The organism is Bacillus sp. B19-2 (assembly GCF_022832475.1).
GTDB classification, from domain to species: domain Bacteria; phylum Bacillota; class Bacilli; order Bacillales; family Bacillaceae; genus Bacillus; species Bacillus paralicheniformis.
In genome coordinates, this window is record NZ_JALHKQ010000009.1 from 1 (window position 1) to 21340 (window position 21340).

At 44.1% G+C, this 21340-nt stretch carries 24 protein-coding genes, 1 rRNA gene and 1 pseudogene; 25 read left to right on the top strand and 1 reads right to left on the bottom strand.

The features are described 5' to 3' along the window. Positions 1–213: 213 nt before the first annotated feature. The 14 genes from rrf to rsmI all read left to right on the top strand — a co-directional run bounded on the left by rrf (position 214) and on the right by rsmI (position 9938). A 5S ribosomal RNA gene (gene rrf, locus MST20_RS20355) occupies positions 214–329 on the top strand. Between the two features lie 169 nt (positions 330–498). Continuing rightward, complete coding sequence (locus MST20_RS20360; protein ID WP_020449787.1) at positions 499–690, top strand: sigma factor G inhibitor Gin; 192 nt, start codon at positions 499–501, stop codon at positions 688–690. A 210-nt stretch (positions 691–900) separates the two neighbouring features. After that, positions 901–1518: a 5-bromo-4-chloroindolyl phosphate hydrolysis family protein gene (locus tag MST20_RS20365; RefSeq protein WP_075752576.1), complete on the top strand. Its 618-nt coding sequence runs from the start codon at positions 901–903 to the stop codon at positions 1516–1518. Between the two features lie 16 nt (positions 1519–1534). After that, on the top strand, positions 1535–2728 hold the full coding sequence (locus MST20_RS20370) for a toxic anion resistance protein (protein ID WP_243944455.1): 1194 nt from the start codon (positions 1535–1537) through the stop codon (positions 2726–2728). A 130-nt stretch (positions 2729–2858) separates the two neighbouring features. After that, complete coding sequence (locus tag MST20_RS20375; RefSeq protein WP_243944457.1) at positions 2859–4301, top strand: aminotransferase class I/II-fold pyridoxal phosphate-dependent enzyme; 1443 nt, start codon at positions 2859–2861, stop codon at positions 4299–4301. After that, positions 4298–4936, top strand: coding sequence for a dTMP kinase (gene tmk / locus MST20_RS20380; protein WP_243944458.1), 639 nt, complete (start codon positions 4298–4300; stop codon positions 4934–4936). Before MST20_RS20375 ends, tmk begins: the two co-directional genes overlap by 4 nt. Before the next feature lie 74 nt (positions 4937–5010). Next, a complete protein-coding gene (locus tag MST20_RS20385) occupies positions 5011–5340 on the top strand; it encodes a cyclic-di-AMP receptor (protein ID WP_003178156.1) in 330 nt (109 codons plus the stop codon). A gap of 11 nt (positions 5341–5351) precedes the next feature. Then, positions 5352–5792: a YaaR family protein gene (locus MST20_RS20390; RefSeq protein ID WP_003178158.1), complete on the top strand. Its 441-nt coding sequence runs from the start codon at positions 5352–5354 to the stop codon at positions 5790–5792. An 11-nt stretch (positions 5793–5803) separates the two neighbouring features. Beyond that, positions 5804–6793, top strand: a complete 990-nt coding sequence (gene holB / locus MST20_RS20395; protein WP_243944459.1) for a DNA polymerase III subunit delta' — start codon at positions 5804–5806, stop codon at positions 6791–6793. Positions 6794–6795: 2 nt separating this feature from the next. Continuing rightward, entirely contained in the window at positions 6796–7623 is an 828-nt protein-coding gene (gene ricT, locus MST20_RS20400; protein WP_003178162.1) for a competence/sporulation regulator complex protein RicT, read from the top strand. A gap of 14 nt (positions 7624–7637) precedes the next feature. Further along, positions 7638–8000 carry a DNA replication initiation control protein YabA gene (gene yabA / locus MST20_RS20405; RefSeq protein ID WP_020449795.1) on the top strand — a complete coding sequence of 121 codons (363 nt, stop codon included), beginning with the start codon at positions 7638–7640 and terminating at the stop codon, positions 7998–8000. 64 nt (positions 8001–8064) lie between these two features. Then, positions 8065–8808, top strand: a complete 744-nt coding sequence (locus MST20_RS20410) for a tRNA1(Val) (adenine(37)-N6)-methyltransferase (protein ID WP_243944460.1) — start codon at positions 8065–8067, stop codon at positions 8806–8808. Continuing rightward, the gene (locus tag MST20_RS20415; protein WP_075752584.1) at positions 8795–9088 is read left to right on the top strand and encodes a GIY-YIG nuclease family protein; all 294 of its coding nucleotides are present in this window, start codon (positions 8795–8797) and stop codon (positions 9086–9088) included. The genes MST20_RS20410 and MST20_RS20415 overlap by 14 nt, the downstream gene beginning before the upstream one ends. Further along, complete coding sequence (rsmI, locus tag MST20_RS20420) at positions 9063–9938, top strand: 16S rRNA (cytidine(1402)-2'-O)-methyltransferase (RefSeq protein ID WP_243944503.1); 876 nt, start codon at positions 9063–9065, stop codon at positions 9936–9938. Before MST20_RS20415 ends, rsmI begins: the two co-directional genes overlap by 26 nt. Before the next feature lie 49 nt (positions 9939–9987). On the opposite strand, the gene MST20_RS20425 is transcribed toward rsmI, so the two are convergent. Then, positions 9988–10278 (bottom strand): AbrB/MazE/SpoVT family DNA-binding domain-containing protein, encoded by a 291-nt coding sequence (locus MST20_RS20425; RefSeq protein WP_085959887.1) that lies wholly within the window; start codon positions 10276–10278, stop codon positions 9988–9990. A gap of 507 nt (positions 10279–10785) precedes the next feature. On the opposite strand from MST20_RS20425, the gene metG reads away from it, so the two are divergent. The 11 genes and pseudogenes from metG (at position 10786) to ridA (ending at position 21167) form a co-directional block, all read left to right on the top strand. Beyond that, complete coding sequence (metG, locus tag MST20_RS20430) at positions 10786–12774, top strand: methionine--tRNA ligase (protein ID WP_243944461.1); 1989 nt, start codon at positions 10786–10788, stop codon at positions 12772–12774. Positions 12775–12859: 85 nt separating this feature from the next. Further along, positions 12860–13627 carry a TatD family hydrolase gene (locus MST20_RS20435; RefSeq protein ID WP_243944462.1) on the top strand — a complete coding sequence of 256 codons (768 nt, stop codon included), beginning with the start codon at positions 12860–12862 and terminating at the stop codon, positions 13625–13627. A gap of 244 nt (positions 13628–13871) precedes the next feature. Next, positions 13872–15068, top strand: a complete 1197-nt coding sequence (locus tag MST20_RS20440; RefSeq protein WP_243944463.1) for a G5 and 3D domain-containing protein — start codon at positions 13872–13874, stop codon at positions 15066–15068. 167 nt (positions 15069–15235) lie between these two features. Next, complete coding sequence (rnmV, locus tag MST20_RS20445; RefSeq protein WP_020449802.1) at positions 15236–15796, top strand: ribonuclease M5; 561 nt, start codon at positions 15236–15238, stop codon at positions 15794–15796. Continuing rightward, a complete protein-coding gene (gene rsmA, locus MST20_RS20450) occupies positions 15789–16667 on the top strand; it encodes a 16S rRNA (adenine(1518)-N(6)/adenine(1519)-N(6))-dimethyltransferase RsmA (RefSeq protein ID WP_243944464.1) in 879 nt (292 codons plus the stop codon). The genes rnmV and rsmA overlap by 8 nt, the downstream gene beginning before the upstream one ends. A gap of 159 nt (positions 16668–16826) precedes the next feature. Then, a complete protein-coding gene (gene yabG, locus MST20_RS20455; protein WP_243944466.1) occupies positions 16827–17708 on the top strand; it encodes a sporulation peptidase YabG in 882 nt (293 codons plus the stop codon). A 225-nt stretch (positions 17709–17933) separates the two neighbouring features. Further along, positions 17934–18194 carry a biofilm formation stimulator Veg gene (veg, locus tag MST20_RS20460; protein WP_003178187.1) on the top strand — a complete coding sequence of 87 codons (261 nt, stop codon included), beginning with the start codon at positions 17934–17936 and terminating at the stop codon, positions 18192–18194. A gap of 156 nt (positions 18195–18350) precedes the next feature. Beyond that, a complete protein-coding gene (locus MST20_RS20465; RefSeq protein WP_003178189.1) occupies positions 18351–18536 on the top strand; it encodes a small, acid-soluble spore protein, alpha/beta type in 186 nt (61 codons plus the stop codon). Between the two features lie 476 nt (positions 18537–19012). Next, on the top strand, positions 19013–19882 hold the full coding sequence (ispE, locus tag MST20_RS20470; protein WP_165428598.1) for a 4-(cytidine 5'-diphospho)-2-C-methyl-D-erythritol kinase: 870 nt from the start codon (positions 19013–19015) through the stop codon (positions 19880–19882). 56 nt (positions 19883–19938) lie between these two features. After that, positions 19939–20792 (top strand): annotated as a pseudogene (gene purR, locus MST20_RS20475) (pur operon repressor); the annotation flags it as partial. Continuing rightward, entirely contained in the window at positions 20790–21167 is a 378-nt protein-coding gene (ridA, locus tag MST20_RS20480) for a 2-iminobutanoate/2-iminopropanoate deaminase (RefSeq protein ID WP_243944467.1), read from the top strand. The pseudogene purR and the gene ridA, both read left to right, overlap by 3 nt. The last annotated feature ends 173 nt before the right edge of the window (positions 21168–21340 follow it).

Genomic DNA, 21340 nt, shown 5'->3' on the forward strand with positions numbered 1-21340 from the left:
TCAGGTTGATAGGTCTGAGGTGGAAGTGTGGCGACACATGGAGCTGACAGATACTAATCGATCGAGGACTTAACCTAAATATTTTTGTGAATTGTCTGACCGTTATCTAGTTTTGAGAGAACACCTCTCAGAAAGCCAAAGGCAAGGACACTCGGCTAAAGGCCCTCACATCCTGTGAGGAACGCCCAGTACCTTCGTCCTGAAGGCAAATAGTTTGGTGGCGATAGCGAAGAGGTCACACCCGTTCCCATGCCGAACACGGAAGTTAAGCTCTTCAGCGCCGATGGTAGTTGGGGGCTTCCCCCTGTGAGAGTAGGACGCCGCCAAGCACTTAAAAAAGACCAGCTTATATAAGCTGGTCTTTTTTGTCGGAACTTCATTGATACAAACACCTAACACTTCCCGGCTACATATACTAATCTAACCTTCAAAAACATTCTTAATTTTGTATACAAATGTTGTTCTTTGGGAATACTGAAACCCATGGAGGTGGAATGGATGAGTAAGTCTAATCATGGGGAAACGTGTATCATTTGCGAGGAAAATAAAACCGAAGGCATTCACCTTTATACGAAATTTTTATGTTCGGATTGTGAGAAAAAGATTATATCTACATCAACATCAGACCCCGAGTACTCTGACTATGTCAAAAAATTAAAGAGTCTCCGGACGCCGCCATTATATTCTTAGACCGTTTCAGGTCTTTTTTTTTAGCCTTTTAGTCTGTATGGATGAAAGGTATAATGAAAGTGATGAAGACACGGTTAAGGTGTCTTTTTTGCTATACACACGATTTTCGAGCTGAAACTTTGTTTAGCTGATATCCGTATTAGAAAGTAGTATAAAGAAACGACCGCTTTATCATAAAAAAGAAATTTATATATTAGGAGTAGTGGTGTAATGAAACCGATTCTTCATTTTATGCTTCGTGCAACTGCTGCAAGTGCATTGTCCGTGCTCCTTTGGTTCACCAGCTTCTTCGCGCTTAACCAGACTTTTCTGCTATCTTCCGCTTATGCAGCAGGAACCTGGGTTGCCGTTTATCTTGGCGGGAAATGGTACGGAACCTATTTGTTTTTAAAAGAAAACCAGCTTACACGGCGGGAATATGCCTATATAAAGCAGAATCTGCGGGAAGCTAAGCTGAAAATCGCCCGGTTAAGGAAAGCCTTATTCGCAGTCAAAAACATTCAAACGATTAAACAAAATATAGAAATCCTTCGTATCGTCAGAAAAATTTACAGCATCACAAAGAACGAACCAAAGCGTTTTTACCAGGTTGAACGCTTTTATTATCAAAGTCTTGATTCAATTGTTGAACTGACGGAAAAGCATGCGTTTTTGGCGTCACAGCCAAAGCGTAATGCGAAGCTTGAAGTTTCTTTAAGCGAAACGCGTATGATGATCGATAAGCTTGCCAAGCAATTGGAAGACGACCTTTATGACTTGCTGAAAACAGACATTGATCACTTGGAGTTTGAACTGGACGTCGCGAAGCATTCAATGAAAAAAGGCTGATGGAGGAAAGCTGAAAATGAGCGAATATAAACCATCGTTACACAAAACTGGCGTACAGCTTGAAATTGATGATTTGCTTTCCGATCCTTTTGGACAAGGAGAAAAGTCTGTCACCGGCATGGAGGAAGAACACAGCGGCCAGCAAGTAAATCTGGTCGATACGTTATCCGAAGAAAAACGCCGGCAGGCATTCCAACTGGCCGAACAGATCGATCCAAAACAACATGACAGCATGACTCTGTATGGAACGCAAGCTCAATCCAAGCTCTTGAATTTTTCACACGAGATGCTTGAGCACGTCCAAAAAAAAGATATCGGTGAAATTGGGCAGGTCTTAAGCGACCTAATGAAAAAGCTTGAACAGGTCAGCCCTGATGAATTGAAAACTGAAAAAAGGAACTTCTTTTCCCGTTTTTTCGGAAGAGTATCCCATTCTGTTCAAGAAGTCTTATCAAGGTATCAAAAAACCGGCGCCCAAATAGACAGAATCAGCGTAAAACTTGAGCATTCCAAAAGCGCGCTGATCAATGATAATAAGATGCTCGAACGGCTGTATGAAAAAAATAAAGAATATTATGAAGCGCTGAATGTCTATATTGCAGCCGGCCAGCTGAAGCTTGAAGAGTTAAAACATCAAACCATTCCTGAATTAAAAGAGAAATCGAAAACAGAACATCATCATATGGCCGTGCAGGATGTAAACGATATGATTCAGTTTGCCGACCGGCTGGAAAAGCGGGTTTATGATTTAACATTGAGCAGACAAATTACGTTGCAGAGCGCCCCGCAAATCCGTTTGATCCAACATACAAATCAAGTGCTGGCGGAAAAGATCCAATCTTCGATTATGACAGCAATTCCCCTTTGGAAAAATCAGGTTGCTATTGCGCTCACTCTGTTGAGGCAGCGCCGAGCCGTAGAAGCTCAAAAACAGGTGTCAGCCACTACAAACGAACTGCTCTTGAAAAATGCCGAGATGCTGAAAGCCAACACGATCGAAACGGCCAAGGAAAATGAGCGCGGTTTTATCGATATCGAAACATTGAAACAAGTGCAGGACAATCTGATCGGAACACTTGAGGAGACGCTTAAAATTCAAGAAGAAGGCCGTTCCAAGCGCGTTCAGGCAGAAGAAGAAATAAGGGCAATGGAAGATGGTCTCAAGGCTAAGCTGCTGGACATGAAAGAAAACCAAAACCGTTTATCATAAGCAAGATAAACATTTACCAAAACGTCCGCCCTTTATGTAATCCGCCTTGAAGGGTATAATAAATGCAGAATGTCATACCGTCACGCAGGTGACGAAGAAAATAGAGAAGATGACTAAAGGATCGGTTTATATGAAGACACCTTTATATACAGCATTGGTGAACCATGCTGAAGGACATCATTATTCTTTTCACGTTCCGGGACATCACAATGGAGATGTCTTTTTTGATGAAGCGAAAACTTTTTTCAAAACGATTCTCAAAGTCGATCTGACTGAACTGACGGGTCTGGATGATTTGCATGAGCCATCAGGCGTCATCAAAGAAGCGCAGGATTTAGTTTCGCGGCTTTACGGCGCGGAAGAAAGTTTTTTTCTCGTCAATGGTTCGACCGTCGGGAATCTGGCGATGATCCTGGCTGTTTGTCAGCCGGGCGACACGATACTCGTTCAGCGGAACTGCCATAAGTCTGTATTTCATGCGATTGAACTTTCAGGCGCCCATCCGGTTTTTTTGACGCCGGAAATTGATGAGGCGATGGCCGTTCCCACACATATACTGTACGAAACGGCAAAAGATGCAATTTCACAATATCCGCACGCTAATGGAATCGTGTTGACATATCCCAATTACTACGGACATGCTGTTGATCTGAAGCCGATCATAGAAGAGGCCCATCAACATGACATTCCCGTTCTAGTCGACGAGGCTCACGGCGCTCATTTTGTGCTGGGCCATCCATTTCCCCAGTCGTCGCTGAAAGCGGGCGCCGATGTTGTCGTTCAGTCTGCGCATAAAACGCTCCCGGCGATGACGATGGGGTCTTATCTGCATCTTAACAGCGGCAGGATCAACAGGGACAGACTGGCATACTATCTCTCCGTGCTTCAAAGCAGCAGTCCTTCCTACCCAATCATGGCATCTTTGGATATAGCCAGGGCATACGCCGAAGATATCATGAAAACAAATCGAACAGCCGATATTGAGAAAGAGCTCATCAACACGAGAGAAGTCTTTTCTCAAATGAACGGAGCCGAGATCGTCGAGCCGGCTGATGCCGGTATCCAGCAAGATCCGCTTAAGCTGTCTGTCAGATCAGCGTATGGCCACTCCGGTTTTGAACTGAAATCCATATTTGAAGCAAACGGCATCCATCCTGAATTGGCAGATGAAAGGCAAGTCCTGCTGGTCCTGCCGCTTGAAGGAAAAAATAAGCCTGCGCCGGAACTGATCAGCACAATCGGCAAAGAAATCAAAGATACAGCTGTTCAACACGATCATCCTGCCGGAATCGGAATCCCTTCTGAAAAAGTCACAGCTTTGCCTTACCGGAAAAGCAAGTTGTCAGCCTTTAAAAAAGAATCGGTGCCTTTTGCGGAAGCCGCGGGCAGAATAAGCGCAGAACCGGTCATACCTTACCCTCCGGGTATTCCGTTGATCATGGCGGGTGAGAGAATAACAAAAGAGACGATCAGCCTGCTGACGCGGCTCGTCGATCTGAATGTACACATTCAGGGCAGCAATCAGCTCAAACAAAAGCAATTAACTGTATATATAGAAGAGGAGAAATCATGAACGGATTATTTATTACTTTTGAAGGGCCTGAAGGTGCGGGGAAAACGACAATCCTTCAGGCTGCGGCAGACCAATTGACGAAAAACGGCTATTCTGTTCTTGCGACAAGAGAACCGGGCGGCATTGAAATATCTGAACGAATTCGCGAGGTTATTTTAAATCCAAGTCATACGGCTATGGACCCGAAAACAGAAGCCTTATTATATGCAGCCGCCAGAAGGCAGCACCTTGTCGAAAAAGTAAAACCGGCGCTTGAAGAAGGAAAAATCGTCTTATGCGACCGGTTCATCGACAGCTCGCTTGCTTATCAGGGGTATGCCAGGGGACTTGGCATTGATGAAGTATTTTCTGTTAATCAATTTGCGATCGGCAGTATGATGCCGAATATGACGATTTATTTCGACATCGACCCGAAAGAGGGAATGAAGCGGATCAATTTAAATCATGCCAGAGAAAAGAACCGGCTTGATCTGGAAAAACTCCATTTTCATCAGCTTGTTCAAAAAGGCTATGAAGAAGTTATGAACCGGTTTCCGGGCCGATTTCGGATCGTGGATGCCAGTCAGAATGTTGAACATGTGTTAAAAAGGGTAAATAACATCATTGAGGAAGCATTAAAAGAAAATCAGTTGTGACCTGTTTACCATTCATTGTTATAATGGTAGCAAGAGTATCCTTAAGTGTTTCCATCCAAAAGGGGGCTTTTCAAATGAAGTTAATTATCGCTGTTGTTCAAGACCAAGACAGCAACCGGCTTTTAAAGGCTTTGACCGATCACAATTTTCGCGTGACTAAACTGGCGTCAACCGGCGGCTTTCTGAAATCGGGAAACACAACCTTCATGTTGGGTGTAGATGATATTCGAGTAGACAAAGCTTTAAGCTTGATAAAAGAAAACGGAAGCAAGCGCGATCAGCTGATTGCCCCTGTTTCTCCAATGGGCGGAAATGCCGATTCATATGTTCCTTATCCCGTTGAGGTTGAAGTGGGCGGAGCAACAGTTTTTGTACTGCCGATCGAGCAATTCCATCAATTTTAAGGGTTGAGGATATGAAAATAAGTCAAGAACTGCGTACAATGATAGAGAAACAACAGACTCCGCCTGCAAGAGGAGAAAACGTTTCTGCTTCATTTAAAGAGAAGATGAATATACAAAGCGGCAAGCTTCGAGTTGAACAGCTGACAATGCTTTTAACAGATATTGAAGCGTTCGGAAAACGCCTGTCAAAGTCGAGAAACTTCAAAGATTTGGCCAGGTTCAAAGGCTTGATCAAACGATTTGTAAAAGAGACCGTTGAAAACGGTCTGACGGTGGAGAATTCAAGAAGCTTCGATCTGTACGGAAACAGCAGGACATTGAGCATTGTAAAAGAACTGGACGAAAAGCTTGTGCAATTAACAGAGGATCTGATGGACCAAGAAAAATCCTCTATCGAACTTTTAGAACGCATTGGCGAAATCAAGGGTTTACTGATAAACCTTTACACATAGAGAGTGATGGTATGGCTACAACCTGGACAGAAATGCAGAAGCTTCAGCCACGTGTCATGAAGCTTTTGCAAAATAGTATAGAAAGAAACCGGCTCGCCCACGCCTATTTATTTGAAGGGCGCAAAGGGACGGGCAAATTAGACGCAGCAACCCTTCTCGCAAAAAGCTTTTTTTGCCTTGAAGACGGAGCGGAGCCATGTGAGTCGTGCAGGAACTGCCAGCGGATTGAATCAGGAAACCATCCGGACGTTCACGTTGTGCATCCGGACGGACTTTCCATTAAAAAGGGACAAATTCAGGCGCTTCAGGAAGAGTTTTCAAAGACCGGTTTGGAATCGCATAAAAAGCTGTACATTATCTCCCATGCGGATCAAATGACGGTCAATGCGGCGAACAGCCTTCTGAAGTTTTTAGAGGAGCCGAGCAGCGATACAATCGCTGTTCTTTTAACGGAACAGCCGCAAAAATTGCTCGATACGATCATATCGAGATGCCAGGTTTTATCCTTTCAGTCGTTGCAGCCCGAATCAATTGAAAAAGAACTGATCAAACAAGAGGTCTTACCGAATATGGCAGCCCTTTTGTCGAATATGACAAATAATTTATCGGAAGCGCTCGAATTGAGTCGAAATGATCAGTTTGCAGAGTCGCGAGCGAAAGTGATAAAATTGTATGAAGTCTTACACCAGCGAAAAGGACATGCTTTTTTCTATATTCAAGATCAGTGGATGCCCTTTTTCAAGGAGAAAGACCATCAAGAAATGGGTCTTGATATGCTTTTATTTATATATCGCGACGTGTTGTCCATTCAGTTGGGACATGAAGATAAAATACTATTTCAGGACTTATTCCAATCATTAAAACAGCATGCGCTGCAAACAACACAACAAAGAGTGACAAACCAGATACTTGCTGTTTTAGAAGCAAAAAAACGGCTTTATTCCAATGTGAATGCTCAAGGATTAATGGAGCACTTGGTTTTAATGCTGCAGGAGGGATAAGCTTGTACAACGTTATTGGTGTCCGCTTTAAAAAAGCGGGCAAAATATATTATTTCGATCCGAACGGATTTCAGATAGATAAAGACAGCTGTGTGATCGTCGAAACGGTTCGCGGTGTTGAATACGGGCAGGTTGTCATCGCCAACAAGAAAGTAGACGAGAACGATGTCGTGCTGCCTTTAAGAAAAGTGATCAGAGTTGCTGATGAGCGCGACCGCCTGATCGTTGAAGAAAATCAAGAAGCTGCGCTGTCCGCCTTTGATGTCTGCCAGAAAAAGGTTAACGAGCACGGCCTTGAGATGAAGCTGGTCGATGTGGAATTCACTTTTGACCGCAACAAAGTCATTTTTTATTTTACGGCTGACGGAAGAGTCGATTTTAGAGAACTCGTCAAAGATTTGGCATCTATCTTTAAAACGAGAATCGAACTGAGGCAAATCGGCGTCAGGGATGAAGCGAAGATGCTGGGCGGCATCGGACCGTGCGGAAGAATGCTTTGCTGTTCCACATTTTTAGGTGATTTTGAGCCTGTGTCTATTAAAATGGCAAAGGATCAAAATCTGTCGCTGAATCCGACGAAGATTTCCGGACTATGCGGACGGCTGATGTGCTGTCTGAAATATGAAAACGATGAATACGAAACAGCAAAAGAACAGCTTCCGGATATCGGGGAAGTGATCGCCACGTCCAGCGGCCCGGCAAAAGTCGTCGGCTTGAATATTCTCGAACGCATTCTTCAAGTCGAATTGACAGACTGTGACAAAGTCGTTGAATATACGTGGGATGAGCTGTTGCAAGAAGGTGTCGTATCTGCACAAACCACAGATTAACGAGGTGTGAAACCTTGGATAAAAAAGAATTGTTTGATACAGTGATAAGTTTAGAAGAACAAATCGGGTCTCTTTACCGCCAGCTTGGAGATCTCAAGCAGCATATTGGGGAAATGATTGAAGAAAACAATCATTTACAGCTTGAAAACGAGCATTTGCGCAAGAGGCTGGAAGAAACGGATCAGAGGCTAAAAAACGCAAAATCCGATGAAAAAGAGATAAAAGCAGAAAAGACAGGGCATGCTGATATTGGAGAAGGCCATGATAATTTGGCGCGCCTGTATCAGGAGGGCTTCCATATTTGCAATATCCATTACGGAAGTGTTCGCAAAGAAGGAGACTGCCTGTTCTGCCTCTCGTTCTTAAATAAAAAATAAGAAAGGCTTCCGGCGGAACGGAAGCCTTTTTAACGGTACAATGTGTTTAGGAAAGGGAAAAGACATGATTCAACTAAAAGACGATGAACGACTGGATTATTTACTTGCTGAAGATATGAAAATCGTGCAAAGCCCGACAGTTTTTGCATTTTCCTTAGACGCCGTTCTGCTGTCGAAATTTGCATATGTTCCGATACAAAAAGGAAACATCATTGATCTGTGCACAGGGAACGGGATTATTCCGCTGCTTCTCAGCACCCGCACAAAAGCCGCCATTACCGGGGTGGAAATTCAGGAAAGGCTGTATGACATGGCCCTCCGCAGCGTGGAATACAACAATCTGCAAAAACAGATTCATCTCATCAGGGACGACTTGAACAATATGCCGCAGGTGCTCGGATACAATAAGGCTGATGTCGTCACATGTAATCCTCCTTATTTCAAGACGCCGCAAAAAACAGAGCAAAACTTAAATGAACATCTGGCCATTGCCAGACATGAAATTTACTGCACGCTTGAAGACGTCATTCGCGTCAGCAGCAAGCTGTTAAAGCAGGGCGGCAAACTTGCTCTCGTTCACCGGCCGGGGAGGCTGCTCGAAATCTTTGAATTGATGAAAGCCTTCCAAATCGAGCCGAAACGCGTCCAATTTGTTTACCCGAAAAAAAGCAAAGAAGCCAACACCATTTTAGTGGAAGGAATAAAAGACGGACGGCCTGACCTGAAAATTCTGCCTCCTTTATTCGTGTATGATGAACAAGATCAATATACACCTGAAATAAGGAAGATTTTATATGGAGACGAGTAGCCATTACTTTTACGTGCTTTCGTGCCGGGACGGCAGCTTGTATGCCGGCTATACAAACAATATCGAGAAGCGCCTGAAAACCCACAATGACGGGAAAGGCGCGAAGTATACGAGGGCAAGGCTGCCGGTTCAACTCCATTATGCAGAATGCTTTTCAACGAAGCGAGAGGCGATGCAGGCCGAGTACTATTTTAAAAAATTATCGAGAAAGAACAAAGAACGTTATATAGAAGAAAAAAGACGGGAGGGTGTTGATTATCAACCGGCAAAAGAGCTTTGACCAAAAATCAGACATGGGTATGTTATATCTCGTTCCGACACCCATCGGCAATTTGGAGGATATGACATTTCGAGCGGTTTCTGTGTTAAAAGAGGCGGACATTATCGCTGCGGAGGATACGAGACAGACGAAGAAATTGTGCCATGTATACGAAATCGATACACAGCTTGTCAGCTACCATGAACACAATAAAGAAAGCAGCGGACACAAAATTTTGGAATGGCTGAAAGAAGGTAAAAATGTCGCGCTGGTCAGTGACGCCGGAATGCCGACAATATCTGACCCCGGGGCTGAAATCGTCCGCGATTTTATCGAAATGGGCGGCTATGTCGTGCCTTTGCCCGGTGCAAATGCCGCTTTGACCGCACTGATTGCCTCAGGCATTGCCCCGCAGCCGTTTTTCTTTTTCGGTTTTTTGGACCGTAACAAACGGGAAAGGAAAAAACAGCTCGAGGCTTTGAAGAACAGACAGGAGACGATGATTTTTTACGAGTCCCCGCATCGGCTGAAAGAAACCTTGTCAGCCATCAGAGAGGTATTCGGCAACCGGCAAATCGCATTGACAAGGGAACTCACGAAAAAATTCGAAGAATTTATCAGAGGTTCGATCGAAGAAGCGCTCACATGGGCTGAACAGGAACAGGTGCGCGGAGAGTTTTGCCTTGTAATCGAGGGAAGCCGTGAAGAAACGATCGAAGAATCGTTCTGGTGGGAGCACCTTTCAGAAAAAGAACATGTCGAGCATTATATCAGCGAAGGATATCATTCAAAAGAAGCCATTAAAAAAACCGCGGTAGACCGCGGCGTTCCGAAGCGGAAAATTTATGACGCTTATCATATTCAAAACTAAAAAAACCGCCCTTGCTTCGGCAAGAGCGGTTTTTGTATAATCAATATAATTATTTTTGAGATTGAAGTTGTGCTTGAATTTCGTTAATGATTTGCTCAGCGCCTTCAGGGCTAAGAACCAATTTACCGCCTGCAAGTTTAAGGTTGTCATCAGAAACTTCACCTGTAACTTGGCAAGTCATGTTTGGTTTATATTTTTTCAAGATGATTTTTTCGTCATCTACATAGATTTCAAGAGCGTCTTTTTCCGCGATTCCAAGCGTACGGCGAAGTTCGATCGGAATCACCACGCGTCCTAGCTCATCAACTTTACGTACAATACCTGTAGATTTCATATTCATTCTCCTCCCGAAAGATTGTTATTTTTATAGGTGTTTATTATCTTCGTCATTATTCGACAAAATCCTTACAGTCCTAGCATAACAAGGTTTCCAATAAACGTCAATCATTTTCTTTTCTATTGTTTGTAAAAATTAGATCATATAGTCAAAAGACCTTGGAAGAACTGATGTAACAAGGGAAATGAAGATGATAAAACAGTAGGATCAATCAAAAAAAAGCCCTTAAATCAAGACTTTCGAACTAAGGTTTTTTCTCATATCGATTATATACGACATTATTCGACAATGAAAGCATTTTTTTGTCGAAGTATAATATTTCTTTCTGTTAAAAAATTTGTAATCGACCGTATTCATGATGGATCGACAATGTATATTTTCTTGAACTTGAAGGCTAAGATGGTATCATATAAAGAGGGATTATATATTGAGTATATACTGAATGAATACACATGCCGCTCTCGTCCTTTGGGCGGGAGTTTTTTGACATTTTAATTGGGAGGTTCCATCATGCCGCAAGAAAAAAATACGTTTTACATCACTACACCCATTTATTACCCGAGTGGAAAGCTACATATAGGACATGCCTACACAACCGTTGCCGGTGATGCGATGGCTCGGTATAAAAGACTGAGAGGCTTTGATGTCAGATACTTAACAGGTACAGATGAGCACGGACAAAAAATCCAGCAAACAGCGGAGAAGGAAAATATCACTCCGCAGGAATTGGTCGATCGTGCGGCAGAAGACATTCAGCAGCTTTGGAAAAAGCTCGACATATCCAATGACGACTTCATTCGGACGACAGAGGAACGTCATAAAAACGTGATCGAAAAGGTTTTTCAGAAGCTGCTTGACAATGGTGATATATATCTTGACGAATATGAAGGCTGGTACAGCATACCTGACGAAACGTTTTACACCGAAACCCAGCTCGTTGATGTTGAGCGAAACGAGAAAGGCGAGGTGATCGGAGGAAAAAGTCCTGACAGCGGCCATCCCGTTGAGTTAATCAAAGAGGAATCTTACTTCTTCCGCATGGGAAAATACGCGGACCGGCTGCTCGCTTTCTATGAAGAAAATCCTGAATTCATCCAGCCTGAATCCCGCAAAAACGAAATGATCAACAACTTTATCAAACCGGGTCTTGAAGATTTGGCTGTTTCCCGGACGACGTTCGACTGGGGAATAAAAGTGCCCGGCAACCCAAAGCATGTCATCTATGTTTGGATAGACGCGCTGTTTAATTACATTACGGCACTTGGCTTTAATACGGCAAACGATGAAAATTATCAAAAATATTGGCCGGCAGACGTTCATCTTGTCGGTAAAGAGATCGTCCGTTTCCATACCATTTACTGGCCGATTATGCTGATGGCATTGGATCTTCCGCTGCCGAAAAAAGTTTTTGCCCACGGATGGCTGCTGATGAAAGATGGAAAAATGTCTAAATCAAAAGGAAATGTGGTCGATCCAGTCACATTAATCGACAAATACGGGCTTGATGCATTGCGTTATTATCTTCTTCGCGAAGTGCCGTTCGGTTCTGACGGCGTATTTACACCGGAAGGATTTGTCGAACGGATTAACTATGATTTAGCGAATGATTTAGGCAATCTGGTGAACAGAACGGTCGCCATGGTCAACAAATACTTTGACGGCCAGGTTCAGTCGTACGAAGGCCCGATTACCGCTTTTGACGAAACGTTGTCATCATTCTCGCAAAAGACAATTGAAGCGTACGAACAGGCGATCGAAAATATGGAGTTTTCTGTAGCGCTTTCTTCATTGTGGCAGTTTGTCAGCAGAACGAATAAATACATCGACGAGACGGCCCCATGGGTACTGGCAAAAGATAAGGACAAAGAAAAAGATCTTCAATCGGTCATGTACCATTTGGCAGAGTCATTGCGTATCACTGCTGTATTGCTGCAGCCGTTCTTAACGCAGACGCCTGAAAAGATTTTTGCACAGCTCGGGGTTACGGATGCGTCATTGAAAACCTGGGACAGCATTAAAAGCTTCGGCCAGCTGAAATCGGTAAAAGTTCAAAAAGGAGAACCGTTGTTCCCTCGTCTAGAGGCCGAAGACGAAGTCGCTTATATCAAATCGAAAATGCAGGGGACGGCTTCAAAAGAAGAACCGAAGCAAGAGGAAAAAGCAACTGAAAGGCTTCCGGAAATCACGATCGACGATTTTATGAGCACGGAACTGAGAGTGGCTGAAGTCATCCATGCCGAACCCGTCAAAAAAGCGGACCGTCTGTTAAAGCTTCAGCTTGATTTGGGTTTTGAAAAACGCCAGGTCGTTTCAGGAATTGCCAAGCACTACAAACCTGAAGAGCTTGTCGGCCGGAAAGTCATTTGTGTAACAAACTTAAAACCGGTCAAACTAAGAGGAGAACTTTCTCAAGGGATGATATTGGCTGGAGAAGACAACGGCGTTCTGTCGCTTGCAGCGGTAGACAGTTCATTATCAAACGGAACGCGAATCAAATAAATGTTGGCAAAGGGTGTTCCACGTGTAACATTTCGTCGAACACCTTTTGTTTTTTCGACAATATCTAAAAAAAGGTGGCATTTTGATGTTATTTGATACACATGCACATTTAAATGCCGAGCAATTTAATGAGGATTTGGAAGAAGTCATTGCTCGGGCAAAGGAAGAAAAAGTGGAGCACATTGTTGTTGTGGGGTTTGATCGTCCGACGATCAAGCGCGCAATGGAATTGATTGAAGCATACGATTTTATCTATGCTGCCATCGGGTGGCATCCGGTTGATGCAATTGATATGACCGATGAAGATTTGGCTTGGATCAAAGACCTCTCGGCCCATGAGAAAGTTGTGGCGATCGGTGAAATGGGACTTGATTATCATTGGGATAAGTCGCCGAAGGACGTTCAAAAAGAGGTGTTCAGAAAACAGATCGCTTTGGCAAAAGAAATCGGCTTGCCTATTGTGATCCACAACCGTGATGCAACAGAGGATGTCGTTTCCATTTTGCGGGAAGAAGGGGCCGAGGAAGTCGGCGGAATTATGCACTGTTATACCGGAAGCGCCGAAATTGCACAAGAGTGCATTAATATGAATTTCTACCTATCTTTCGGCGGACCCGTCACATTTAAAAATGCCAAAAAGCCGAAGGAAGTGGTCAAACAAATACCAAATGACCGACTTTTAATTGAGACGGACTGCCCGTATTTAGCGCCGCATCCATACAGAGGAAAGCGGAATGAACCAAGCTATGTCAAGCTTGTCGCCGAACAGATTGCTGAATTGAAAGGGATGACTTATGAAGAAATAGCGGCCGTCACCACAGAAAATGCAAAAAAACTTTTCGGCATCAGCTGACACGATTTGATATCGAGCCTTGTTTAAGCTTGTCTCTTCGGGGGACGGTTCTAAAAAGTTCTACATGTCTGTTTGCACTCATAGGATATCTTTGTCGACAAGTCTTTCTTTCTTTTATGAGGTGGTTTTCCCATAATAAAAGAGATGGCGGGCTTGCGGAGAAATAGAGAGGAGGGTTGACAGGCTTGTAGATACTCTATATAATCTCCCCGAGGAGAAGGAGGCGTTTTTCATCATACAAAAAATGAAAAAGCTGTTTTCCGTAAAGCTTAGCAAAAGCAGATGGATACTGATTGCTGCTGGACTGCTTGTCGCAGGAAGCGGAACTGCTTACGGAGCACATGAGCTCGCTAAACAGCAAGTCACCATTTCGATAAACGGGAAAAAGCAGGATGTTCGCACGAATGCTGAATCCGTAGGTGAACTGCTGAAAAGCTTAGACATCGAGACGAGGAAAGAAGATCACATCTCTCCCGCTGAAGATACAAAATTAACGGCGAACATGAATGTTGAGTATGTTGCCGCAAAACCTGTTCATTTCGCGGTCGACGGACAGGAAAAAGAAATATGGACAACAGCGGGTACTGTCGGCAAACTGCTGAAAGATTTAAATCTAGAGTTGGCGGAACACGATCAAATTGAACCCTCAGTTGATAAAGAAATAACGAAAGATATGAAGCTGACTTTGCAAAGGGCTTTTAAAGTAACCGTAAAGGATGCCGGAAAACATAAAGATATATGGACGACTTCGACTACGGTCGCTGACTTTTTAAAACATCATAAGATCAGCATAAAAGGCGATGATGAAGTTAAGCCTGCGCTTGATAAAAAGCTGACAAAAGATCAGGCGATTCACATTACTCGTATCAAAAAAGTCACCGATGTAGTGGAAGAGAACATCCCTTTTGAAGTCCGGAAAAAAGAGGACGATTCACTTGAAAAGGGGAAAGAAAAAGTTGTACAGGACGGTAAACATGGCAAGCTTAAAAAGCACTATGCCGTTGTTATGAAAAACGGCAAGGAAGTTTCCAGAGAACTGGTTAAAGAGGAAACAGCAGCTGAAAGCAAAGCCAAAATCATCGCTGTCGGTACAAAGCAAGCCGCAGTGGCTACAGTCAGCGCGAATGTATCGCGCGGAAATCAATCCTCAGGAAAAGAATTTTATGTATCCTCTACAGCTTATACGGCAAGCTGCAACGGATGCTCTGGCCACACTGCGACCGGCGTTAACTTAAAAAATAATCCGGGCGCTAAAGTGATCGCTGTCGATCCGAGCGTCATTCCGCTGGGTTCTAAAGTACATGTAGAAGGATATGGCTACGCGGTTGCAGCGGATACAGGCTCAGCCATCAAAGGCCGTAAAATCGATGTATTCTTTCCGAGTAAGTCTACAGCTTACCGCTGGGGCAACAAAAGAGTTAAAATCAAGGTGTTGAACTAAATATCATTTATTATGCTTCTTATATAAGCAGAGGGATTTTGCGCCCTCTGTTTTTTTGGTTATAATAGATCCATCTTGTTTTCTAATAAATTAGACGGTTTTATTACAAAAAGGTTTCAATCATTTTAAAAATGTAATAAAAGGTTTTTCACCATACGGAGGAAGAAATGAAGATTAAAGAAATCATTGTTGTCGAAGGCCGTGATGACACAGCAAAAATCAAATCGGCTGTTGATGCTGATACGATTGAAACAAACGGATCTGCCATAGGGGAAGATGTCATCAAACGGATTCGGCTTGCCCAGGAAACGCGTGGGGTCATTATTTTAACCGATCCTGATTTCCCGGGGGAAAAAATCAGAAAAACGATTGCAGAAAAAGTCCCCGGCTGCAAGCATGCATTTTTGCCCAAGCATTTGGCAAAGCCTAAAAATAAGCGCGGAATCGGTGTTGAACATGCTTCGCTTGAGGCAATCCGCGAATGCTTAAAAACCGTTCAGGAGGAAATGGAGGCGACGGAACCTGAGATTGAGGCTCGGGATTTAATCGAAGCCGGCCTGATCGGAGGCCCTCTGGCAAAACAAAGGCGGGAGCGGCTCGGCGAGATATTGAATATCGGCTATACAAATGGGAAACAGCTTCAAAAGCGGCTGCAAATGTTTCAGATCAAAAAGAGTGATTATTTAAGCGCACTGGATGTTGTGCTGCGGGAGGAAGAGCATGAATAAAGATATCGCCACCCCAATTAGAACGAAGGAAATTCTCAATAAATACGGATTTTCATTCAAAAAAAGCCTGGGGCAGAACTTCTTGATTGACACGAACATATTGGACAGAATTGTCGACCATGCCGGGGTGACGGAGCGTACCGGCGTGATTGAAATCGGTCCGGGGATCGGGGCATTAACCGAGCAGCTGGCAAAGCGTGCGAAGAAAGTGACGGCCTTCGAAATCGACCAAAGGCTCCTGCCGATTTTAAAAGATACGCTTTCTCCGTATGATAATGTGACTGTCATTCACCAGGATGTCCTGAAAGCCGATGTCCGGGCGGTAATGGACGAGCAGTTTCAAGACTGCGATGAGGTGATGGTTGTCGCCAACCTCCCGTATTACGTCACGACTCCCATCATTATGAAGCTTTTAGAAGAAAATCTGCCGCTGAAAGGGATCGTCGTCATGCTTCAAAAAGAGGTGGCGGACCGAATGGCTGCGAAACCTTCTACAAAGGAATACGGGTCACTTTCTATCGCGGTTCAGTTTTATACGGAAGCCAAAACGGTCATGAATGTGCCAAAGACTGTATTTGTCCCTCAGCCTAACGTGGATTCTGCGGTCATCAGGCTGACGCTGAGGGGGGAACCGGCTGTCGCGGTTCAAGATGAAGCCTTTTTCTTTCAAGTCGTAAAATCAAGCTTTGCACAGCGCCGAAAAACGCTTTTCAACAACCTTGTTAACAACCTGCCGAATGGCAAAGAGAAGAAATCAGAAATTGAAAGAGCGCTTCAGGATTCACAAATCGACGGAAAGCGACGCGGGGAATCGCTGAGCATTGAAGAGTTCGCCGTCATATCTGACCGCTTGAAAGCAGTCCTTCTTTAATGGAGGGCTTTTTTTATTTGAAGCCGGGCTTTAAGCCTGATCAGGCTTGTCATCCGTTCACCACTTGAAGGGCGGGCACATAGGCTAAAGAAGCACCTTTACTTTTCATTGCTTTATATTCATCAGGATGGGGCTTAGTCTATGTGTGGAGTGAAAAGCATGCAATTTAAAATAGGCGATATGGTCGTCAGAAAATCTTATCGAAGAGATATTTTATTTCGAATCATACGAATTGATCAATTGGCAAATGGAGAACCTGTGGCTGTTTTGCACGGAGATGAGGTCAGATTAATCGCTGACGCGCATTTAACGGACCTGGAGATCGTCCGCGAGGCTGAGCGGCAGATGAGAAAGCAGGAAGAAGAATCGAGAATGAAGGAATCCCTCGATCTTCTCCGCCAGGATTACAAACTCCTTCACAATAAACATGAGTACCGCGCCACAAACCAATATAACAATCAACAGCAATACTTTCATATGCCCGGAAGAGTCCTTCATTTAGACGGGGATTCGGCTTATTTAAAAAAATGTCTGGCGCTCTATGAAAAGATCGGGGTTCCTGTATACGGTATTCATTGTTATGAAAAGAAAATGTCATCGGTCATTGAGGAACTGATCGATGAGTACCGCCCGGATCTTCTCGTCATCACCGGACACGATGCCTATTCTAAGCAGAAGGGTGATATTAACAATCTGGATGCCTACAGGCATTCAAAAGATTTTATCGAAACCGTTCAAAAAGCGAGAAAAAAAATTCCCCATCTTGATCAGCTTGTCATTTTTGCCGGCGCATGCCAGTCCCATTTTGAATCACTGATCAGAGCCGGTGCAAATTTTGCAAGCTCTCCGTCAAGAGTCAACATCCATGCGCTTGATCCGGTCTATATCGTCGCGAAAATCAGCTTCACTCCGTTTATGGACCGCATTAACGTCTGGGAAGTGCTCAGAAACACACTGACGAGAGAAAAGGGACTCGGAGGCATTGAGACGCGCGGCGTATTGCGAATCGGAATGCCATATAAAACAAAAGAAAACGATTAAACGAGCCCGCCGGATGGCGGGTTTTTGCCATGCAGCCGAATGTTTTTTACCTTTTTTTTAAAAAACATACATAATGAAACGAAAAATGAGGAAAATAAGGGAAAGTCGGCGTATAATTTGTCACAAATATTTTATTGACAGAGGCTTATGAACGTTGATATAATTTAAATTTTATTTGACAAAAATGGGCTTCTGGTGTATACTGAATATAGTGAGGTGGATGCAATGGCGAAAACGTTGTCCGATATTAAAAGATCGCTTGATGGACATTTGGGAAAAAGGCTGACGTTAAAAGCAAACGGTGGCCGCCGAAAAACGATTGAGCGTTCGGGCATTTTAGCTGAGACGTACCCTTCTGTTTTTGTGATACAACTAGACCAAGACGAGAATTCGTTTGAAAGAGTTTCATACAGTTATGCGGATATTCTTACTGAGACGGTTGAATTGAGATTTTCTGATGATAAAACCAGCTCAGTAGCCCTTTAATAAGCAGTGGACTTTATGTTTGCTGCTTTTTGTTTTGCCTTTTTTTATCCAGAATTTTTCGGGGAAGTTCTGCACAAATCGAGCAAAGCTAATACATGTCACTTGTTTTATGATGAGTCAGACGGATGGTATGATACTTGAAAGGGGCTGTTTCGCATGGGCAGACGTCGAAGCATCATGTCAGAGGAATTCAAAAATGAATTGGCTAAGGATCTTGGATTTTACGACACGGTAAAAACCGAGGGCTGGGGCGGAATTCGGGCCAGAGACGCCGGTAACATGGTGAAGAGGGCCATTGAATTAGCCGAACAGCATATGGCTCAAAATCAGCAAAATCATTAAAACAGTGACATACGGAGGGCGCTTCTGTCCTCCGTTTTTTTCATTGATCCGTTTTCAGCCGACCAGGTGCTGCAAGCGCCTTGAGGATTCACGGCAGAGGGCAATCGCGATCTGCCGAAATGGCCGCATGCTAAAGCCGCGACGTCCTGCACGGGCGCATGCATTTGTACTTGCAGGGAAGGACCGCATGCTAAAGTCGCGACGTCCTGCACGGGCGCATGCATTTGTACTTGCGAGGGATGACCGCATGCTAAAGTCGCGGCGTCCTGCGCGGGCGCATGCATTTGTACTTGCAAGAAATGACCGCATGCTAAGATCGCGGCGTCCTGCCGCAACGCATGCATTTGTACTTGCGAGGGATGATCGCATGCTAAAGTCGCGGCGTCCTGCCGCAACGCATGCATTTGTACGTCCTGTACTTCAAAATATGTTACAATGTGGATACTTATGTTTAGATGGAGAAGTAGGTGAATGGATTGCGTATTTTAGAGAAGGCGCCGGCTAAAATTAATTTGTCGCTCGACGTTCGCCGCAAACGTCCAGATGGGTATCATGAAGTAGAGATGGTCATGACGACAATTGATTTGGCGGATCGGATTGAATTAACCGAGCTGGCAGAAGATAAAGTAACGGTTTCGTCGCATAACCGCTTTGTTCCCGACGATCAGCGAAACCTTGCTTATCAGGCTGCAATGCTCATGAAAGAACGATACGGCATTAAAAAAGGTGTTTCTATATTTATTACGAAAGTGATTCCCGTTGCTGCGGGGCTTGCGGGGGGAAGCAGCGATGCGGCTGCCGTGTTCAGAGGGCTGAACCGGCTGTGGGATTTGAAGCTTTCGATGAATGAACTGGCTGAGCTTGGCGCTGAGATCGGATCTGATGTCTCCTTTTGCGTACATGGAGGAACGGCTCTTGCAACGGGAAGGGGAGAGAAAATCCGTCATATCGAGACTCCGCCGCACTGCTGGGTTGTGCTGGCAAAGCCGACGATCGGCGTATCAACTGCAGAAGTGTACAGGCAGCTGAAAGTCGACGAGATTGAACATCCGGATGTTCAAGGTATGATTTCTGCGATCGAAGAGAAGAACTTTCAAAAAATGTGCGACAAACTCGGCAATGTTCTCGAATCTGTTACATTGAATATGCATCCCGAAGTCGCGATGATCAAAAATCAAATGAAGCGGTTCGGCGCCGATGCTGTGCTGATGAGCGGGAGCGGCCCCACCGTGTTCGGATTGGTTCAATACGAATCAAAAGTACAAAGAATCTATAACGGATTAAGAGGGTTTTGCGATCAAGTTTATGCGGTGCGGATGATCGGAGAACAAAATGAACTTGATTAAATCCGTATGTTAAGTTATATTATTTTTAAAAATATTCGGATTTTGGAGGTAAGTGCATGAAGTTTCGTCGAAGCGGCAGATTGGTGGATCTGACAAATTATTTGTTGACCCATCCGCATGTCTTAGTGCCATTAACCTTCTTTTCAGAACGGTATCAATCTGCTAAATCATCCATTAGTGAAGATTTAACCATTATTAAGCAGACCTTCGAGCAGCAGGGAATCGGGACGCTTCAGACCGTGCCGGGAGCAGCAGGCGGCGTTAAATACATTCCAAAGGTAAAACGCGATGAAGCGGAGGAATTTGTAAAGTCGCTCGGTGAGTCATTGATCGATTCGGAACGGATATTGCCCGGCGGATATTTGTATTTAACCGATATCCTTGGCAAGCCCTCTGTATTAACGAAGGCCGGCAAGATTTTTGCTTCAGCTTTTTCAGACAGGGAGATCGATGTCGTGATGACGGTGGCGACAAAAGGTATTCCTCTGGCATATGCAGTAGCCAGCTACCTTGATGTGCCGACGGTGGTCGTCAGAAAAGACAATAAGGTAACTGAAGGTTCAACGGTTAGCATTAACTATGTGTCTGGATCTTCCAACCGCATTCAGACGATGTCTCTTGCAAAACGCAACTTGCAGACGGGCTCGCGTGTTTTGATTATAGACGACTTTATGAAAGCGGGAGGAACGATCAACGGTATGATCAATCTTCTCGAGGAATTCAATGCCCATGTAGCGGGCATCGGTGTTCTTGTCGAGGCTCAGGGAGTCAAGGAGCGGCTGGTCGATGAGTATATGTCCCTTTTGACTCTTTCTGAAATTGATATGAAGGAAAAAAAGGTGGAAATACAAAACGGAAACTTTCAGCGTTTTTTTGCAGACAATGAATAGGAAATGGGGAGTTTGAGATGACAAAGGTTGTTCAGACAAAAGAAGCACCGGCGGCGATCGGACCGTATTCACAAGGAATTGTTGTCAATAATATGTTTTACAGTTCAGGGCAAATTCCGCTGACCCCGTCGGGTGAAATGGTGACTGGAGACATCACAGAACAGACGCATCAAGTTTTCCGCAATTTAAAAGCCGTGCTGAAAGAAGCGAACGCCTCTCTGGAGACTGTCGTCAAAGCAACCGTGTTTTTGGCGGACATGAATCAGTTTACAGAGGTGAATGAAGTTTACGGCCAGTACTTCGATACCCACAAACCGGCGAGATCATGCGTTGAGGTGGCAAGGCTGCCGAAAGACGCGCTCGTTGAAATAGAAGTCATCGCATTAGTGAAATAGAAAAAACGCCGAAAAGATGGTTTTGATCTCAAAATCATCTTTTTTGTTTGGAAAATTTGTCAATTCAGTGTTTTTTTATCCCAATATTACAAAAATATTTTTAATTATGCAGGAAAACAAAAAAAACCGTTGAATAGTTACACTAATGTTTTTATATTGGGAAAAGGTGGTGA